Annotated in this window: 13 protein-coding genes, 3 tRNA genes and 1 pseudogene; 9 read left to right on the top strand and 8 right to left on the bottom strand. The window is 33.1% G+C overall.

The genetic code is table 11. From position 1 onward, the window contains the following. Nucleotides 1-563: 563 nt before the first annotated feature. From hutH to AC061E_RS08885, 3 genes are read left to right on the top strand one after another with little or no spacing between them, the layout of a single operon-like run. A complete protein-coding gene (hutH, locus tag AC061E_RS08895) occupies nt 564-2,078 on the top strand; it encodes a histidine ammonia-lyase (protein WP_478285911.1) in 1,515 nt (504 codons plus the stop codon). 49 nt (nt 2,079-2,127) lie between these two features. Next, nucleotides 2,128-2,772: a DUF47 domain-containing protein gene (locus AC061E_RS08890; RefSeq protein ID WP_478285910.1), complete on the top strand. Its 645-nt coding sequence runs from the start codon at nt 2,128-2,130 to the stop codon at nt 2,770-2,772. Nucleotides 2,773-2,802: 30 nt separating this feature from the next. After that, complete coding sequence (locus tag AC061E_RS08885; protein ID WP_478285909.1) at nt 2,803-4,149, top strand: inorganic phosphate transporter; 1,347 nt, start codon at nt 2,803-2,805, stop codon at nt 4,147-4,149. Between the two features lie 198 nt (nt 4,150-4,347). Here AC061E_RS08885 and AC061E_RS08880 read toward each other — a convergent pair. From AC061E_RS08880 to AC061E_RS08870, 3 genes and pseudogenes are all read right to left on the bottom strand, one after another. Continuing rightward, nucleotides 4,348-4,857 (bottom strand): annotated as a pseudogene (locus AC061E_RS08880) (DUF421 domain-containing protein). Nucleotides 4,858-4,931: 74 nt separating this feature from the next. Beyond that, entirely contained in the window at nt 4,932-6,314 is a 1,383-nt protein-coding gene (gene rimK, locus AC061E_RS08875; protein ID WP_478285908.1) for a 30S ribosomal protein S6--L-glutamate ligase, read from the bottom strand. Between the two features lie 135 nt (nt 6,315-6,449). Further along, entirely contained in the window at nt 6,450-8,996 is a 2,547-nt protein-coding gene (locus tag AC061E_RS08870; protein ID WP_478285907.1) for an ATP-dependent Clp protease ATP-binding subunit, read from the bottom strand. 257 nt (nt 8,997-9,253) lie between these two features. Between AC061E_RS08870 and gyrA the strand changes: the two genes are divergently transcribed. Both gyrA and AC061E_RS08860 read left to right on the top strand, forming a co-directional pair. Beyond that, a complete protein-coding gene (gyrA, locus tag AC061E_RS08865; protein ID WP_478285906.1) occupies nt 9,254-11,905 on the top strand; it encodes a DNA gyrase subunit A in 2,652 nt (883 codons plus the stop codon). Between the two features lie 194 nt (nt 11,906-12,099). Further along, nucleotides 12,100-13,221, top strand: a complete 1,122-nt coding sequence (locus tag AC061E_RS08860) for a tetratricopeptide repeat protein (protein WP_478285905.1) — start codon at nt 12,100-12,102, stop codon at nt 13,219-13,221. Nucleotides 13,222-13,269: 48 nt separating this feature from the next. On the opposite strand, the gene AC061E_RS08855 is transcribed toward AC061E_RS08860, so the two are convergent. Then, entirely contained in the window at nt 13,270-14,031 is a 762-nt protein-coding gene (locus AC061E_RS08855) for a C40 family peptidase (protein WP_478285904.1), read from the bottom strand. A 67-nt stretch (nt 14,032-14,098) separates the two neighbouring features. Beyond that, a complete protein-coding gene (locus AC061E_RS08850) occupies nt 14,099-15,277 on the bottom strand; it encodes an acetyl-CoA C-acyltransferase (protein WP_478286000.1) in 1,179 nt (392 codons plus the stop codon). 227 nt (nt 15,278-15,504) lie between these two features. Between AC061E_RS08850 and AC061E_RS08845 the strand changes: the two genes are divergently transcribed. The 4 genes from AC061E_RS08845 (at nt 15,505) to ddpX (ending at nt 16,529) form a co-directional block, all read left to right on the top strand. Continuing rightward, nucleotides 15,505-15,588, top strand: a tRNA-Ser gene (locus AC061E_RS08845). Between the two features lie 17 nt (nt 15,589-15,605). Further along, a tRNA-Pro gene (locus tag AC061E_RS08840) sits at nt 15,606-15,680 on the top strand. Between the two features lie 23 nt (nt 15,681-15,703). Continuing rightward, nucleotides 15,704-15,777, top strand: a tRNA-Arg gene (locus tag AC061E_RS08835). A gap of 104 nt (nt 15,778-15,881) precedes the next feature. Continuing rightward, complete coding sequence (gene ddpX / locus AC061E_RS08830; RefSeq protein WP_478285903.1) at nt 15,882-16,529, top strand: D-alanyl-D-alanine dipeptidase; 648 nt, start codon at nt 15,882-15,884, stop codon at nt 16,527-16,529. Between the two features lie 3 nt (nt 16,530-16,532). Here the strand turns inward: ddpX and AC061E_RS08825 are convergent, their stop codons facing one another. The 3 genes from AC061E_RS08825 to AC061E_RS08815 are packed head-to-tail and all read right to left on the bottom strand — an operon-like array spanning nt 16,533 to nt 19,377. After that, nucleotides 16,533-17,099, bottom strand: a complete 567-nt coding sequence (locus tag AC061E_RS08825) for a hypothetical protein (protein WP_478285902.1) — start codon at nt 17,097-17,099, stop codon at nt 16,533-16,535. 5 nt (nt 17,100-17,104) lie between these two features. Continuing rightward, nucleotides 17,105-18,283 carry a THUMP-like domain-containing protein gene (locus tag AC061E_RS08820; protein WP_478285901.1) on the bottom strand — a complete coding sequence of 393 codons (1,179 nt, stop codon included), beginning with the start codon at nt 18,281-18,283 and terminating at the stop codon, nt 17,105-17,107. 2 nt (nt 18,284-18,285) lie between these two features. Next, a complete protein-coding gene (locus tag AC061E_RS08815; RefSeq protein WP_478285900.1) occupies nt 18,286-19,377 on the bottom strand; it encodes an AI-2E family transporter in 1,092 nt (363 codons plus the stop codon). Between the last annotated feature and the right edge of the window lie 59 nt (nt 19,378-19,436).

The raw sequence follows: 19,436 nt of genomic DNA, 5'->3' as shown, positions 1-19,436 counted from the left end.
TTGACTTTTTACAAAGTATACGTATAGGATTATATGTGAAAGAAATACCCCTAAGGGGTAGTAGTAGTTGATGTAAAAGTTAAAGCAACAAAATTTTCTTCCCATAATAGGGTAGTATCAGTAGTGTTATATGTTGCTTTGTTGTAGATCATTTGTTTTTCAAAAATACATTATTTAGCTTAAAGACAGCTTTTTTCGAATGATTTTTATGGAATTTAAATTATCTAAAGCGTAAAATAGTGATTGTTAAATTTCAACTGTATTTAAGTTATAGAAATCATGTGATTCTTAATTTTTAAGTTATTTAATGATTTTTAAAAGGTGCTGTTTTTATCTTGAATGGGATAATTTTGTTAAAAAAATCTCTAGAAGACATTTTAATCTATTACATTTTATTTTTTCAGAATAAATAACCAGACATAACTAGGTCAATCAATTATAGTTTTAATATTAGGTTGGGTTTCAAAATTAAATTTTGTTTAAGGAGTAATTTTAAATTAGTATGATTTTATGTTGTATACTATTAAAGAATTGATCAAATTTACTTTTCAAATAGGATACTGATGGAAAATATACATTATGTTAGCACTGAGTTGCTTACACTTGAATCTGTAGGGAAGATTATTAAAGAGAATCAATTAATAGCCCTTTCAGACGAAGCAAAAATAAACATTCAAAATTGCAGAGCCTATTTAGACAAAAAAATGACTTCGCAAGTAGAACCTATCTATGGGATTAATACGGGTTTTGGATCTTTGTGTAATGTTAAGATTTCTAATGAAAATTTGTCTAAACTTCAAGAAAACTTGGTTAAGTCTCATGCTTGTGGAACAGGAGATGAAGTTCCAAAAGAGATTGTTAAGTTGATGCTTTTATTAAAAATACAATCTCTGAGTTATGGGAACTCTGGAATTCAACTGGAAACAGTGGAGAGGTTAGTGTCATTTTATAATAATAATATTTTACCCGTAATTTATACGCAAGGGTCTCTTGGTGCAAGTGGTGATTTAGCACCATTGGCTCATTTATCTTTACCAATCATTGGTCAAGGTGAGGTTTATTACAAAGATCAAAAGGTTCAAGCAGCAGAAGTTTTAAAAGAATTTGACTGGGCTCCAATTGTATTAAAATCAAAAGAAGGATTAGCATTGTTAAATGGTACTCAATTTATGAGCGCTTATGGGGTTTTTATATTGCTAAAATCGAATAAATTATCCTACTTTGCAGATTTTATAAGTGCAGTGTCTCTGGAAGGTTTTGATGGAAGAATAGAACCTTTTAATGAGCTTATTCATTTTATTAGGCCTCATAAAGGACAAATTTTGACAGCAAAAAACATGATTCATTTTCTGTCAGGCAGTGAAATTATAAAACAATCTAAGAATCACGTACAAGATCCCTACTCGTTTAGATGTATTCCTCAAGTACATGGAGCTTCAAAAGATGTTTTTGAGTATGTAAAAAAAATATTCACAACAGAGATTAATTCGGTAACTGATAATCCAAATATTTTTATTGATGAGGATCAAATCGTTTCTGGCGGAAATTTTCATGGTCAACCCCTAGCTATGGCTCTTGATTTTATAGCAATTGCCCTGTCAGAGTTAGGAAGTATCTCTGAGCGTAGAACCTATCAATTAATATCCGGAAATAGAGGATTGCCTGCGTTTTTAGTTGATAATCCAGGACTTAACTCAGGACTAATGATTCCGCAATATACAGCTGCAAGTATTGCAAGTCAAAATAAGCAATTGGCTACGCCTGCCAGTATTGATAATATTGTATCGAGTAATGGTCAAGAAGATCACGTAAGTATGGGCGCTAATGCAGCTACAAAAGCCCTCCGTGTTGTTGATAATTTAGAACGTATTTTAGCTATTGAACTCCTCAATGCGTCACAAGCAATAGCATACCGAAAACCTTTAAAGTCCAGTATTTTAATCGAAAATTTTATAGATTCTTATCGCTCTGTAGTGCCTTTGATTGCTGAGGATAGGATTCTACACTACGATATTTTGGAGACAGTGGCTTTCTTAAATAGTTATCCAGTTGAAAATAATTTGTTAACAATAGCTTAACGTTAGCAATTAATAATGAAGTAATTTTGCCTGACTAAAATTAAATCAAATGAACATTAATAATTTTTTCCAATTTTTGGTTCCTAAAGACAAAAAGTTTTTTCCACTTTTTGAAGAAGCATCTAGTAATTTAATAGAAATTGCAATGAATTTGCATGAGGCTGTAAATTTACCTTTCAAAGAGCGCGAAATTCTTTTTCAAAAAATTGATGTTTTAGAACAAAAAGGAGAGGACATTACACGTCAAACAAACCTTGAGTTGAGCAGAAATTTCATCACTCCATTTGATAGAGAAGATATTCACTCTTTAATTACTGCAATTGATAATGTGGCAGATAATCTTCATGGAGCGGCAAGTAGAATGCGCTTGTACCAAGTGGATAAAATCACTAAATCAATTCGTAAATTAACGGAGATTAATCTTGAAGCATGTCAAAATATTGATGTTGCTATAAGAGAATTGAGAGATTTAAAGAAAATGAAAAACATTACTGATGCTTGTGTTCGCATCAATAAATTAGAAAATAAATCGGATAATGTTTACGATAAAGCTGTTTTGGATTTATTTGAAAACGAAACGGATGCCAAAAACATTATCAAATATAAGGAAGTACTATCTGTTCTTGAAACAGCAACAGATAAATGTAAAAGTGTAGCAGCAGTATTAGAATCTATTTCTGTAAAACATTCTTAATTAATTTCCTTTTTTCCTGAAATCATTCTTATGGACTTCACCTTACTTATAGTTATTATTGTTTTGGCTTTGATTTTTGATTACATCAATGGTTTTCATGATGCGGCCAATGCAATAGCTACGGTTGTTGCAACAAAAGTTTTGTCGCCATTTCAAGCAGTAGTTTGGGCTGCATTTTTTAATTTTTTGGCTTATTGGGTTTTTGGTTTTGGTGTAGCAGATACTGTAGCAAAAACAGCCAATACTCTAGAGATTGATCTTGTAGTTATATTAGCGGGTGTTATAGCAGCAATTATTTGGAATTTATTTACTTGGTGGCAAGGTATTCCATCAAGCTCATCACATACACTTATTGGTGGTTTTGCAGGAGCAGCTATTGCTCATGCTCTTGCAGTTCATGGTTTCTCGGGATATTCAGTAGGGTCAGGTGTAGAGTTGCATACAGCTTATTGGTATGAAACTGTAAACTGGTACACTGCTGGTAAAGACGGCGGATTTCCTTCTGGAGTTATAGTAATCATTGCTTTTATTGTTCTGGCACCACTTTTAGGTGCTTTGATGTCTTACTTGATTTCTATTTGGCTTTTGAATGCATCAAAGAGGAGTATTTATCCTAAAGTTTTTACAGTTTGTTTGATGTTATTAACGATTTGGTTCGTAGAGACTCAAATGGTTTATTATGCTGATATTAAAAAACCGCGTTTTGATTCTCATTTTTGGAGTGTGGTCTTTGAGTCGCACAATATAAAATGGTTTTTAGTTGCTTTTATTATCTTATCAGTAAGTGGGTTTGGATTGATATTTAGTAGTTTAAACTTACATCAATCTACTGCTTGGTTAAAAAAGATGCAATTGTTGTCATCAGCAGCATTTAGCCTTGGACATGGGGGTAATGATTCTCAGAAAGTTATGGGAATTATTGCAGCAGCAGTTACGGTTTATATACAAACAAGTGGATTGAGTCAAGAAAGTCTTCCAGATTGGTTAGATGTTGTTTTACCAAATGAAGAAGGAGTTTTTAAAATGCCAGAATGGATTCCTCTAGCCTGTTACTCTGCTATAGCGGCTGGAACATTGAGCGGCGGTTGGAAAATTGTAAAAACAATGGGGTCAAAAATTACAAAAGTAACTTCTTTTGAAGGAGTTGCAGCAGAGACTGCAGGTGCACTTACCTTGTATTTTACGGAGCATTTTAAAGTTCCAGTAAGTACTACTCATACCATTACAGGTTCTATAATAGGTGTTGGATTAACAAAGAGAGTTTCAGCTGTTCGATGGGGTATGACGGTAAGTTTGATTTGGGCTTGGGTGTTAACTATTCCTATATCAGCAGTATTAGCTGCAATAATTTATTATATGCTCCGTATTTTTATATAAAATTAAAAAATTAAATTATTTTATAAAAAACCATTCTTATCATAATGGTTTTTTGATATTTTTATTTCCTAGTTGTCAATATTATATTGATTTAATAAACTGAAACAGATTATCAATTTAGTTTTTAAAAACCGTTAAAAAATAAATTTCTTAAATGTGATTGAAAGTTTATTATTCAAACAAATATGAGCCTTCTTTTTATCCGTTAAGATTTTTATGATTATGTTTTCGTTTGTGATAGGTCTGTTTTAAATGATTGTTATCCGAAATAATACTAATGTTGCCATCAATCTCCAGCATAGCCAGTTTAACTTCATTAAAATGTTCTATTCCATGTTCCCGCATAGATTCTTTCAATTCGTCTAAAGTAATGTTCAATTTACTTAGAGTTTTAAAGTCAATGTTGCCATTATGAATTAGGATTTCTGGCTTTTCTTGCATGAAATCACTAAATTTAGGGAATCTGAACATCAGTTTTTTTTAAATAAAATTGATGCTAAAAAGGACTGATGCTGCTGCAATGCCTCCCCATAGACTAGTATTGTTTCCTACCATTGCATTTTGAACGGAGTTGCTGATAAGTAAGATTAGAATAACATCAGCAGTATTCAATTGGGATAATTCTTTTTTTCCGAAGAGGCGTAAAGCAATAACCATAAAAAAATAAACAGCACTACTTCGAATAATTATAATCAAATACTCGTTCATTTTTATTACTTATTTTTATTATAAGGTAATTACTCTAGCTACTTTTGTCTTGCAGCTAGAGAGTATTTAAAAGATTATTTCAAATCTACTTTTTGATGAAAGTGCTTTTCAATTGCTTTGATCATCTCTCCAGCAATATCTTTATTGGTAGCGCCTTCTATTCCTTCTAAACCTGGTGACGAGTTAACTTCTAATAGTAACGGACCTTTTGAGGATCGAATTATGTCAACACCTGCTACTTTTAAATCCATTGCTTTGGTTGCCTTAATGGCAATTTTCTTCTCCTCTGGTGTGACTTTAATTACAGAGGCTGTTCCTCCTAGATGTATATTAGCTCTGAATTCACCTGGCATTGCTTCCCGCTGAATTGCGGCAACCACTTTCCCGTCGATGACAAAACAACGGATGTCTTTTCCATTCGCTTCTTTAATGAATTCTTGAACTAATATATTTGCATTTAAACTTTTAAATGCATTAATAACACTTTCTGCAGCTTTTTTGGTTTCAGCCAAAACAACACCTTTACCTTGAGTTCCTTCAAGTAGTTTAACAATTAACGGTGATCCTCCAACCATTTTAATTAAATCATCTGTGTCCAATGGTGAATTAGCAAATCCTGTAGTGGGAATTTCAACGCCATGATTTAACAATAATTGTAGCGAATAAAGCTTGTCACGAGATTGTGTAATAGCATTTGATGAGTTCAAGCAATATACTTTTAAAGCTTCAAATTGACGTGTTAAGGCACAACCATAAAATGTAATACTAGGTCTAATTCTTGGGATAATAGCGTCAAATTGATTTAAAATTTTTCCGCCTCGATAATGAATTTCAGGTGTTTTGGCATCTAATTTCATATAGCATTCCTTGATATTTAAAAAATGCATTTCATGACCTCGCATTTCACCCGCTTCCATAATACGTTTGTTGCTATATAGTTCTGGGTTGCTGGCTAAAAGACCTATTCGTAAGCCTGATGCTGCTTTTTCTGAATTTTTATATAATTCTTTTAGAGTGTCTGATGTAGGTTGACCTAGTAGGTATTTTTGTTCTGGATCTACGAGTACACGTCCGCTCATTGCCTCGCGACCAAGGAGCATTCTAAAACCCATTGAGTCTCTGTTAGTCAAGGTCATCTCAATAGGCCATTGTGAGGTTCCTATCTGTAAATTAGTTTGAATCACATAACGTTGTTCTCTAAAACCGCTAGAGCTTTTTACAATACGTTTATCAATCAAGGGAGCTTCACAATGAATGACAGTTTTTAGATTATTCTGTATTGGATTAATGTCGAATTTCACCCAATTACTATCATTTTTTATAAATGGAGCAATGTTTATTGCGTGTAATGCGGAGGTTTTTGCTCCTGAATCTACGCGTGCCTTTATTGTAGGAATTCCTAGTTCAGGAAATGAACACCATTCCTCACTACCTAAAATAACTTTATTATCTGACATACCTGTTTTTTTTAACCTTAATTTAAAGTCCAAATGTAGATATTTGTTTTTAAAAATAAGGATCTTTTCTTGTAAACAATAAACCCGTTATGTTATGAAAACGTAACGGGTTTATGCATACGAATCTAAATTAATTTATGAGTTTGAAGCTTCGCCAGCTTTATGAACTTTTACCGTTAATTCTTGAGCTCCCTCTTCAATGTCCATGAAGATTTCATCACCAATACTTATTTTTGAAGTAATAATTTCTTCAGCAAGTGTGTCTTCAACATATTTTTGAATAGCTCTTTTTAGGGGTCTAGCTCCAAATTGCTTGTCAAAACCTTTATCTGCAATAAATGCTTTTGCTTTATCAGAAAGATTTAATTGATATCCTAATTCTGCAACACGTGCAAACAATTTTTTCAATTCAATTTCGATAATCAAATCAATATCATGTTTTTCTAAAGCATTAAAGACAATTACATCATCAATTCGGTTAAGGAATTCAGGAGCAAACGTTTTTTTCAATGCATTTTCAATGATACTTTTCGAATTATCATCTGCTTGTGATACTTTTGCAGCAGTTCCAAAACCTACCCCTTGCCCGAAATCTTTTAACTGTCTGGCACCTACATTTGAGGTCATGATGATGATAGTGTTCTTAAAATCAATTTTTCGACCGAGACTATCAGTCAAAAATCCGTCATCAAGAACTTGTAGCAACATATTGAAAACATCAGGATGCGCTTTTTCTATTTCATCTAACAATACGACGCAATACGGTTTTCTTCTTACTTTTTCAGTAAGCTGACCACCTTCTTCATAACCTACATAGCCAGGAGGCGCCCCAACTAAGCGTGAGATTGCAAATTTCTCCATGTACTCGCTCATGTCTATGCGTATCAATGCATCTTCTGAGTCGAAAAGTTCCTTAGCTATAACTTTTGCTAATTGTGTTTTTCCAACTCCAGTTTGTCCCAAGAAAATAAAGGAACCAATAGGTCTATTAGGATCTTTCAATCCAGCACGATTTCTTTGAATAGAACGTGCAATCTTCAACACAGCTTCTTTTTGACCAATTACTTTGCCTTCAATAAGTTCTGGTAATTTAGCCAGTTTATTACTTTCGGTTTGAGCAATACGGTTTACAGGAATACCACTCATCATAGAAACAACATCGGCTACATTATCCTCTGTAACTTCTATGCGATTGTTTTTAGCATCTTCTTCCCATTGTTCTTGGGCTATTGCCAAATCTTTTTCGATGCGTTTTTCATCATCTCTAAGTTTTGCAGCCTCTTCGTATTTTTGTTTTTTTACCACAACATTTTTTAGTTCTCTAACTTCTTCAAGTTGTCTTTCAAGATCTAAAATTTGTTTAGGAACCTCAATATTTGTGATATGCACTCTAGATCCAGCTTCGTCTAAAGCATCAATGGCTTTGTCTGGTAAAAAGCGGTCAGACATGTAACGATCTGTAAGTTTTACACAAGCTTCAATTGCTTCCTGAGTATAGGTAACATTGTGGTGGTCTTCGTATTTGTTCTTGATATTATTTAAAATTGTAATTGTTTCAGTTACCGATGTTGGTTCTACAATTATTTTTTGAAAACGTCTTTCTAAAGCACCGTCTTTTTCTATGTATTGGCGGTATTCGTCAAGAGTTGTAGCACCAATACATTGAATTTCTCCTCTAGCTAGTGCTGGCTTGAACATATTTGATGCATCAAGAGAGCCTGTAGCCCCACCTGCGCCTACAATGGTATGAATTTCATCAATGAATAAAATGATGTCATCATTTTTTTCTAGTTCATTCATAACCGCTTTCATGCGTTCTTCAAACTGGCCACGGTATTTGGTGCCAGCAACAAGGCTTGCTAAATCAAGTGTTACAACGCGTTTGTTGAACAATGTTCTAGAAACTTTTTTCTGAATGATACGTAATGCTAGACCTTCAGCAATTGCTGATTTTCCTACTCCAGGTTCTCCTATTAATAAAGGGTTGTTTTTTTTACGACGGCTTAAGATTTGAGAAACGCGTTCAATTTCTTTTTCGCGTCCCACTACTGGATCTAGTTTTCCTTCTTCGGCCATTTCTGTTAAATCTCTACCAAAATTATCTAAAACTGGAGTCTTTGACTTCTTGTTAGACTTATTGGCTGGATTGTTGAAAGTTCCTTCTTTAAAACTGTCATCTTGTCCTGAATCGTCATTGTATGATTCATTTCTAGGTAAATTTTCGGTAAAATCGTCTTCGCTTGGAGTCATATTTAAATACTGTTCTTTAGCTATATCGTAATCAATTTTAAGTTTATTCAATAGCTTTGTTGTGGGATCGTTTTCGTTTCTTAGGATGCATAATAATAGGTGTGCTGTGCTGATAGATATGCTTTGAAAGACCTTGGCTTCTAGAAAAGTAGTTTTTAGAGCACGTTCAGCTTGTCGCGTTAAATGCAAGTTTTTCTTTTCAGGATTTGTATCTATTCCCGTACTAGCTGGACTTAGTATTTCTACTTTTCTTCGTAAATGGTCTAAATCAATATCTAGACTGTTTAAAATCTGGATTGCTTTTCCATTCCCGTCTCTTAGTATTCCTAGCATTAAATGTTCTGTGCCTATAAAATCGTGACCTAGTCGTAAAGCTTCTTCTTTACTGTAGGTGATAACGTCTTTTACTCTTGGTGAAAAATTATCATCCATAATATATATTTGATATCGTAAATTTAGTGAATTAAGTATTGAAAAACAAAAACCATTCCTATTCCAATCCCTTGTCAGCTAAGTGACAAAATTTATCATGATTTTAAAGTTAAATTTCCTTTAAATTATTAACTAATTCGGCTCTGAATATTGTTAATAAATCATATAAATAAGTCTCGTAAAACTAGTGAAAAAAAATCAGAAAGCTGTATATTGGCACGTTTTGAATTTAATATAATTATTTAATATAACAACTTATGTCTGAAGGAGAAAAGTTAATTCCTATTAACATAGAAGATGAAATGAAATCAGCTTACATCGATTATTCGATGTCAGTAATTGTATCAAGAGCGCTTCCAGATGTTAGAGATGGTTTAAAGCCTGTACATCGAAGAGTTCTTTATGGAATGTATGATCTAGGAGTTTTTTCAAATAAAGCCCATAAAAAATCCGCAAGAATTGTTGGAGAAGTTTTAGGTAAGTATCACCCGCACGGTGATACATCTGTATATGATGCTATGGTGCGTATGGCTCAAGAATGGAGTATGCGTTACTTATTAATTGATGGTCAAGGTAACTTTGGTTCTGTAGATGGAGATAGTCCAGCTGCAATGCGTTATACTGAGGCTAGAATGCGTAAAATTTCGGAAGAAATTATGGCAGACATCGAAAAAGAAACTGTTGATTTTCAATTGAACTTTGATGATACTTTGTATGAGCCAAAAGTAATGCCAACCCGCGTACCTACTTTATTGATTAATGGTGCTACTGGTATTGCTGTAGGTATGGCTACTAATATGCCACCACACAACTTAACCGAAGTGATTAATGGTACACTTGCTTATATTGATAACAATGAAATTGAGATAGATGAGTTGATGAATCATATTAAGGCACCAGATTTTCCTACTGGGGGTATTATATATGGTTATGAAGGGGTTCGTGAAGCTTTTAAAACAGGTAGAGGTCGTATTGTTATGCGTGCCAAAGTAGGTTTTGAAGAGGTTGACGGTAGAGAATCTATTATTGTTACCGAAATTCCGTATCAAGTTAATAAAGCAGACATGATTAAACGTACTGCTGACTTAGTAAATGATAAAAAAATAGAGGGAATAGCGAATATTCGTGACGAATCGGATAGAAATGGGATGCGAATTGTGTACATATTAAAGAGAGACGCTACTCCAAATGTAGTTTTGAATACTCTATATAAGTACACACAGTTGCAATCTTCTTTCAGTGTAAATAATATTGCATTGGTTAAAGGGCGTCCGCAAATGTTGAATCTAAAAGACATGATTCACTATTTTGTAGAACACCGTCATGATGTGGTTATTCGTAGGACGCAATTTGATTTAAGAAAAGCCGAAGAAAGAGCTCATATTTTAGAAGGGTTAATCATTGCCTCAGATAATATTGACGAAGTAATTGCATTAATTAAAGCTTCTAAAAATACAGAAGAAGCTAGAACTAAATTAATTGAAAGATTTAATTTATCAGATATTCAGTCTAGAGCAATTGTAGAAATGCGTTTGCGTCAATTAACAGGTCTTGAGCAAGATAAGTTAAGAGCAGAATATGAAGAAATCATGAAATTGATTGATCACTTGAGAGCCTTACTTGCCGATGTTAATTTAAGAACAGCATTAATTAAAGAAGAGTTAGAAGAAATTCGTGATAAGTACGGTGACGAACGTCGTTCTACCATTCAATATTCTGGTGGTGATGTAAGTATTGAAGATTTAATTGCCGATGAAAATGTGGTAATTACTATTTCGCATGCGGGTTATATTAAGCGTACTAACTTAACGGAGTATAAAACGCAAAATAGAGGAGGAGTAGGTCAAAAAAGTGCGGGTACAAGAGATCAAGATTTCTTAGAACACATGTTTGTGGCTACTAATCATCAGTATATGATGTTCTTTACTCAAAAAGGGAAGTGTTTCTGGATGCGCGTTTATGAAATTCCAGAAGGAAGTAAAACGGCAAAAGGTAGGGCAATTCAAAACTTGGTCAACATTGAAAGTGATGATAAAGTTAAAGCCTTCATTTGTACTCAAGATTTAAAAGACAAAGACTATATCAATAGTCATAATCTTGTTATGGTTACTAAGCAAGGACAGGTAAAGAAAACATCTTTAGAGAAATATTCTAAACCTAGAGTCAATGGTGTTGCGGCAATTACTATTAAAGAAGGTGACGAATTACTTGAAGCTAAATTGACAAATGGGGAAAGCCAAATTATATTAGCTGTTAAATCAGGTAAATTAGTTCGTTTTGAGGAAACTAAAACCAGACCAATGGGTAGAACCGCTTCTGGAGTTCGAGGAATTACTTTAAAAGACGAAACTGATGAAGTTATTGGCATGGTTACTGTGGATAAAAATGATATAAACGATTCTCAAATTCTTGTTGTTACTGAAAACGGTTATGGTAAACGAACAAAACTTGTTGATGATGATGGAGAAGATGTGTATAGGATTACAAATCGTGGTGGAAAAGGAGTTAAAACTTTAAACATCACTGAGAAAACAGGTCAATTGATTTCTATCAATGCTGTGACAGATGCTGATGATTTAATGATTATCAACAAATCTGGCTTAACGATTAGAATGGCAATTGAAGATTTAAGAGTAATGGGAAGAGCAACGCAAGGTGTTCGACTTATAAACCTTAAAGGAAAAGACTCAATTGCGGCTGTTACCAAAGTGATGAAAGATGATGTAAATGAAGTTATTCTTGATGAAGATGGTAATGTGATTGAAACAGCGGTAATTGAACGAGTAAAACCTGATCTTGAAGTCTTAGAAGATGATGGAGTTGTTGAAGATGACGACGACGACGACGAGGTAATTGAAGATGACGAAGATGTTAATGAGGAATCTGAAGACGACGAATCAGAGGAATAAGAATACACTTAATTAAGAATAATTATTAAACAAACAGAGAATATTATGAATAGTAAATATGTAATACTAGCATCAACTTTATTGGTATCAGTATCTATACTTTTGCTCAAAAAGATCAAATTAAAGCAGCCGAAAAGGCATTAAAAAGCGGAAAAAGTCAAGAAGCTGTAACGTTATTAGCTGAAGCAGAACCTTTGATAGCTAACGCACCCGATGCTGAAAAAGCACAGTTTTATTTTGTAAAAGGAAATACATTATTAGACTTAGCAAATAAAAGTATAGATACTGATAAAAATTTATCTCAAGCAGCAGTTGCTTACCAAGATTTAATTGCTGCTGAAAAAGCTTCAGGTAAAATTAAATTTACTACACAAGCAGCTACTTCAATTACTGATATTAAATACAAATTGATTAATAATGCTATTGCAGATTCAAAGGTTGAAAAATTCTCTGATAGCGCAAGAAAATTGTATGACGCTTATCAGTTAGATAAAAAAGATACGATTAACTTGTATTATGCTGCATCCACTTATGTAAATGCAAAAGATTATGACAAAGCATTAGAGTTGTACAGTAATTTAAAGACTTTAAATTATTCTGGTAAAGGAACTAGTTATTTTGCAGTAAATAAATTAACTACTCAGGAAGATTTTTTTACTTCTCTACAAGAAAGAGATAAAATGGTAAAAATGGGCACTCACGAAAAGCCTAGAACAGAAGTTATCCCATCAAAAAGAGGTGAAGTTTATAAAAATATGGCCTTAATTCTAGTTGAAAAAGGGAAAATTGCCGAAGCTAAAAAAGCAATTGCAGAGGCAAGAGTTGCAAATCCTGAAGATGGATCTCTTTTATTGACTGAGGCTAACCTATACCTTGAGACAAAGGATTTTGAAACATATAAAAAATTAATAGCTGAGGTTTTAGAAAAAAATCCTAATGATGCAGATTTGATTTTTAACCTAGGAGTTCTTAGTGCAAATGCTAAAAATTTCGCAGATGCTGAGAAGTATTATAAGAGAGTAATTGAGATTAATCCTAAGTATCTTAATGCTTATATTAATCTTGCAGCAATGAAATTAGATAATGAGAAAGAAATCATTGATGCGATGAATAAGCTAGGAACCACTGAAAAAGATCAAAAGCGTTATGATGAATTAAAAAAGAAAAGAGAAGATATTTTTCGTTCTGCAATTCCATTCTTAGAAAAAGGAGTAGAGTTAGATTCTAAAAATACTGACGTTTCTAAAACTTTATTAGGAGTTTACAATGCTCTTGAAATGACTGCTGAAGCTAAAGCATTAAAAGCTAAAATGTAGTATTGTGTACTTATACTAAAAAACCTGTCTAGTAATAGACAGGTTTTTTTATATAATCTTTTTGATAACTCTTAATTTGTGAGTGTGCTTATTGGTTTCAGTATTGAATATTCCTAAGTGGTCAATTCTATCTATACGGACTTTGCCACTAGCGTGAATAATATAATTGTCATCCATGATTATTCCTACGTGAATGATAGATCCTTCGTCATTATCAAAAAAGGCTAAGTCTCCAGGTTCGCTCTCTTCAATAAAACTTAAAGCTTCACCTTGAGTTGACTGCTGTGATGCATCTCGTAATAAATGATATCCGTTAAGTTTATAGACCATTTGAGTAAAACCTGAACAATCAATGCCAAAAGGTGTTTTTCCACCCCATAAATAAGGAGCATTCAGATACATGAAGGAAGTTTTGATAAGGTTGTCTTTGTTTTTTTTACCGCTCGTTTTAGTGCCTTCAAATTCATAATTATCTTTATTAATGTCAAGATGGTTTAAAAAAGATAATGAAGCACCAAGCGGTATCGGAAGCATCAAGTTATTTGTTCCGGTTATGTATTCTAGTAAATCAGCGTTTAAAATTATAGTATCATTAGTAAGATTTTGATAGCTACTTTCAGATATTAGTTGCATTTGTTTACTGTCAATCCAGCCCTCGTAGTTATCGTACTGCAATTTTATTTTATACCATTGATTGTATTTTTCTAAAATTTCAAAATGTTCTCCAAATAAAACTTGAGAAACTATTTCGCTTTTATCACTTGCTTCATGACGCAGCGGAATGACCGCAAGATTACAAATTCCGAACATTTATGATTTTTTAAAAGGTTAAATGGAGCAAATCAAAACCTTTAATTTGCTCCATTTTTATTAAGTATTACATTCTTTCTACAACAATTGCAGATGCACCACCACCGCCATTGCAAATAGCAGCAGCACCTATTTTTGCGTTATTTTGTTCTAATACATTTAATAAAGTTACAATAATACGCACTCCAGAACATCCTAGCGGGTGTCCAAGTGATACAGCGCCACCGTTTACGTTAACTTTAGCATTGTCTAAGCCTAATATTTTTGAATTTGCAAGTCCAACAACTGCAAACGCCTCATTGAATTCAAAATAATCAACATCATCGAGCGTGATTCCAGCTTTGTCTAGTGCTTTTGGTAAAGCTTTAGCAGGACTTGTGGTAAACCATTTTGGTTCTTGCGCAGCATCAGCATAGCCTTTTATGTATGCTAACGGTTTTAAACCTAATGCAAGTGCTTTTTCTTCACTCATCATGATCACCGCAGCAGCACCGTCATTGATAGTTGATGCGTTAGCAGCTGTTACCGTTCCGTCTTTAGTAAAAACAGGACTTAATGAAGGTATTTTGTCTAGTTTTACATTAGTGTATTCTTCGTCTTTAGAAACAATTATAGGGTCGCCTTTGCGCTGTGGTACAGCAACAGGTACTACTTCATTGTCAAATTTGCCGGTTTCCCATGCTTTAGCACTTCTTTCGTAAGATTGAATAGCATACGCATCTTGATCTTCACGAGAAAAATTGTATTCGGTAGCACACAAATCAGCGCAAACTCCCATTGCACTGTTATCATAAGCGTCTGTAAGGCCATCTTTTTGCATTCCGTCAAGCATTGTTGATGGTCCAAATTTTGTTCCGCTTCTAAGGTTCATGTAATGTGGAATCAAACTCATGTTTTCCATACCACCTGCTACTACAATTTCGGCATCGCCACATTGAATAGCTTGAGCAGCCATCATAACAGCTTTCATACCTGATGCACATACTTTGTTAATAGTGGTACAGGCAACTGTATTAGGTAATCCTGCAAACAAAGCGGCTTGTCTAGCTGGAGCTTGACCCACGCCTGCTTGAACTACGTTACCCATGTAAACTTCGTCAATTAAGTTTGGGTCTAAATTTATTTTGTCTAAAGCACCTTTTATAGCAGCAGCACCCAATTTTGGGGCAGTTACTGTCGATAATGCTCCCATAAAACTTCCGATAGGTGTTCTTACGGCAGAAACGATAACAACTCTTTTGTTCATGTCTTTCATAATGTTAGTTTATGAAGCAAATTTAATCTTTTTTAAGTAAATTTATATTTGGATGAGGATATAATAATTTTATAAAATTTAAAACTTCTATGTGTTTGACTGTGAAGTATTTTTGATTAATTTTAAAAAAATATTAAAAAAAACATCAAAAATAGTTGTGAGAAGTCTAAAGAAGTAGTAAGTTTGCAACCGCAAAACAGAACACGTTTCTTGAGCTTGGAGGGGTGCCAGAGTGGTAATGGAGCAGTTTGCTAAACTGTCATCGAGTGATCGGTGCCAGGGTTCGAGTCCCTGTCCCTCCGCTTTAAGTTTTTGTTTTCGGGGTGTAGCGTAGCTCGGTTATCGCGCCTGCTTTGGGAGCAGGAGGCCGCAGGTTCGAATCCTGCCACCCCGACTAGATTTTTTTACATGAGCAATGGAGGCATAGCTCAGCTGGATAGAGCACCTGCCTTCTAAGCAGGCGGTCGAAGGTTCGAATCCTTCTGCCTTCACTTTAAAACCCACTGTAATCAGTGGGTTTTTTGTGTTTAATCCAATCGTATTTTTTATAAATTTACAGTAAAACATTCTTTACCTTATTTTAACCACATTTGAAATGAAATTGTTTCTACTTCCTTTTATGTTTTTGTTTTTCAATATTTGTTGGGCACAATCCTCGTTAGCTAATTCACATAATGCTAAAAATGACAAAGTGAATGACACGACTTTTGTGAATTTAAAAAGTTATAGTAACGCGTTTGTATACGACATGAAGTACGCAACTGATGATAATTTTTTGAAAGCTAAGGTTTATGATTGTGCAGAGTGCTTTTTGCGATTAAAAACCGTTAAAGCTTTGATTAAAGCCAATGCTAAATTGGCTCAAAAAGGATATACAATAAAAATTTATGACTGCTACAGACCTTTGGATATCCAAAAAAAAATGTGGGAAATAGTTCCAAATCCTAAGTATGTGGCTAACCCTAAAACAGGTTCCATTCACAATAGAGGTGGAGCTGTAGATATTTCCCTTGTGGACAGTCAAGGGAAATCTGTAGATATGGGTACTGATTTTGATTTTTTTGGCGAGAAAGCAAGTCATTTATATCAGGATTTACCAAAAAATGTATTGCAAAACCGAAAACTATTGAAATCAGTAATGATTAGTGCTGGTTTTAATTCATTTGATTCAGAATGGTGGCATTACAATTTGAAAGCGGGCTTGAAAAATCCTGTTTCTAATGTGAAATGGGAATGTGAATAATAGCTATTCTACACATTTTAAATAATTGATAAAATAGTTTTCTGGATTGTAGGTTTCGTTATTGAGTTCGGATTTGAATTCTTTTTTTACTATATGGTCTTCAGTATCAGTTAAGTATTTAATTCGCATTAAAGTGATAGGGACTGTTTTAAGATCTTCAAAATTTTCTTTAGCAAACATAAAAATGCCTGAGTTAATTCTGTTGTCAAATTGATTGTCATCTCTTAAAATGGTGCCACAATTCTCTTGATCAACATGAATTAAGGTTACAATTTTACCGTTGTTTAATTGTAGGTAAATCTTTGAGTTTTTATCGAAACAATTTGCTCTTATGAAGTCTTTACTTTTTTGAATGGTTTGCACGTTTAAAGTAGGTAAGCCATCAGTCATAGCTAGGGAGAAAAAGATGTAACTTTTATTTGTTCCAAAATTTTTCTCACTAATCATGTATTCTTTTGTTATTTTGTAGGAACCTATAGAATCTGTAATATTCTCACTGTATTCACAAGGTTTTTGGCTGAAAACAGCAGTATTAATTAGTACAAAAAAGAGTATTGTTATGTATTTCATTTCAATTATATTTTGTCGCAAAGTAAAACAATTTTGTCATTATTTTCATCAATTGTAAAAAAACAATAGGTGTCTCCTCCATCTTTAATTTTCCATTTTTTTCTTATTTTTTCTACTGTATCTGGAAAGTTTCGTATTGTAATGTTTGCTTTTTTATTTTCGAGTTGTATTTTCATTTCGTTTTTTGAGTATGGAAATGATTTTCGTATTTGAAACGTTCTCCCTGGAAAAGGGATTTGTTTTAACGATGTGTATAAATGGGAATGTTTATGCAATTTATTTACTTTATAAAAAGCACTTACGGCATCAAATCCTCCAGATTTCATTATGGCACTATTTGCTTCGTAAAGATATTTTTGAGGTTCACTGTAAGTTGCAATTTGGCTATTATCATTCCAAATAAAATCAAATTTTTCGATTTCATTTTTTGTTAAGTTGACTGATTTTATCGTGGTAGCTCCGGAGTATTCTTTATGCAATTCCCATAGGAGTTCTTTCACCTCATTTTCTAAAGCAACTATATGAATGCTTTTAACGTATTTAAGTTCTGAAAGTCCAGCGGTAATATCCAATAAAGGTGCTGTTTTTATCAAAATTGAATTGGTTTTTTGAAAGTAAAAATCTAAGTTTTCAGGAACATTTGGCAAGCAATCCTTTAGCATAAAAACTTTGCCTTTAGCATCATTTCTTCTGGAGGGGTCAATGTATATCCAGTCCCATTCTTTATTTATATTTTTAAGCGTATCATTACTATCTCCGGGATAACATGTGATTGAATTGCAATTGAGTTGATTAAAGTTATGTTTTGCTATTTGAGATAATTCAGTATTAATTTCGCAATGAACTATATCTTTAATTTTTTTAGAGTAGTAATAGTCATCAACCCCAAAACCGCCTGTGAGATCAATAAGTGATGTCCCATGGATTAGCGATGCTTTGTAGGCTGCCGTTTTTTCTGAAGATGTTTGTTCTACAGAAATTTTGCTTGGGTAATAAATTAAAGCGGTAGAGAACCAAGTAGGAAGTTTATCCTTGGCTTTAGCCTTAGCTTCGATTTGGTTAATAATTTGAATCCAATCTACTGAATCAAACGGATTTTTTTGCAAGGCAAGCTGTGCTATATTTTTATCCAAATTATTGTTTATAAACAATTGGATATCAGAATCTAATATTTTTGAGTTCAACGTTAAATATCTTTTGTTAACAGCATGATAATTTTATTTTCAGGAAAAAACTCTTTTCCTATGACTTTGATAATCGTGTAAATAGGAACAGCGATTACCATTCCTAAAATTCCAAAAAGAAAACCTGCAATGAGAATGACTAGAAAAATCTCTAATGGGTGAGAGCTTACGCTTTTTGAAAAAATAAGAGGTTGTGATACATTGTTGTCTATCACTTGTACGATCCAAAAACCTATGAGTACATATATTGTTACCGGCAGTATTTCTGTTTGAAAATTACTTCCTAAATTGCTTAGCATGGTTAAAATTGCTGCTAAAACAGATGCAATTAAAGGACCAACATACGGAATGATATTAAGTACCGCACAGAGGAATGCAATAACAACTGCATTCGGTACGCCAAAAATTAAGAGTACAATAACATATAATATAAAAACAATAAATAGCTGTAATAGTAGCCCTATAAAATATCTTGAGAGTAACCCATTTATTTTATCAAATGAGTTTAAAACTTGTTCTTCATGGCTTGCAGGAATAAGTTTTTTAACACTTAGGATAAAAATTAATCGGTCTTTTAAAAAGAAAAAAGTTATAAATAAAACAGAGCCTAATCCCACGCCAAAACTACTGATGGTATTTAAAATTGAATTTAAAAAATTTGGGATGAAATTAAAATTAAGTTTAGAAGTGATATTTGATTCCTTTAGTAATTTAGCAGAGTCGATATTGTGATCGTCTAAAAAAACACTAATTTGATCTATTAAAAGAATAATATCTTTTTCAATTTGGACAGTATTTAATAATGAAAGGTTTGCGCCTTGAGAAAGAATCAAAGGAATAAACATCATAATTAAGCCAGATAAAATTCCAATAAATAAAAGTAAAGTTACAATTGTAGCAGCAAGATGATTGAACTTTAGTTTATGTTTGAAAAAATTCAAAATTGGATTGCCAATCAGTGTTAATATCAATGAAATAATGATATAAATAAGAATAGACTGAATTTGGTATATAAAAAAGAGAAGCAAACCACAACAGATTATAGTAAAAAGGGCTCTTAAAATACCGTTTGAAATAATTTTTGAGGTAATCATAATTTATATTTAGGCTGTAAATATAAAAAAACTCGCTAACAAGTAGCGAGTTTTCTATA

This window comes from Flavobacterium sp. GNP011, from assembly GCF_056428925.1.
This window is presented reverse-complemented; position numbering and strand designations above follow the sequence as displayed.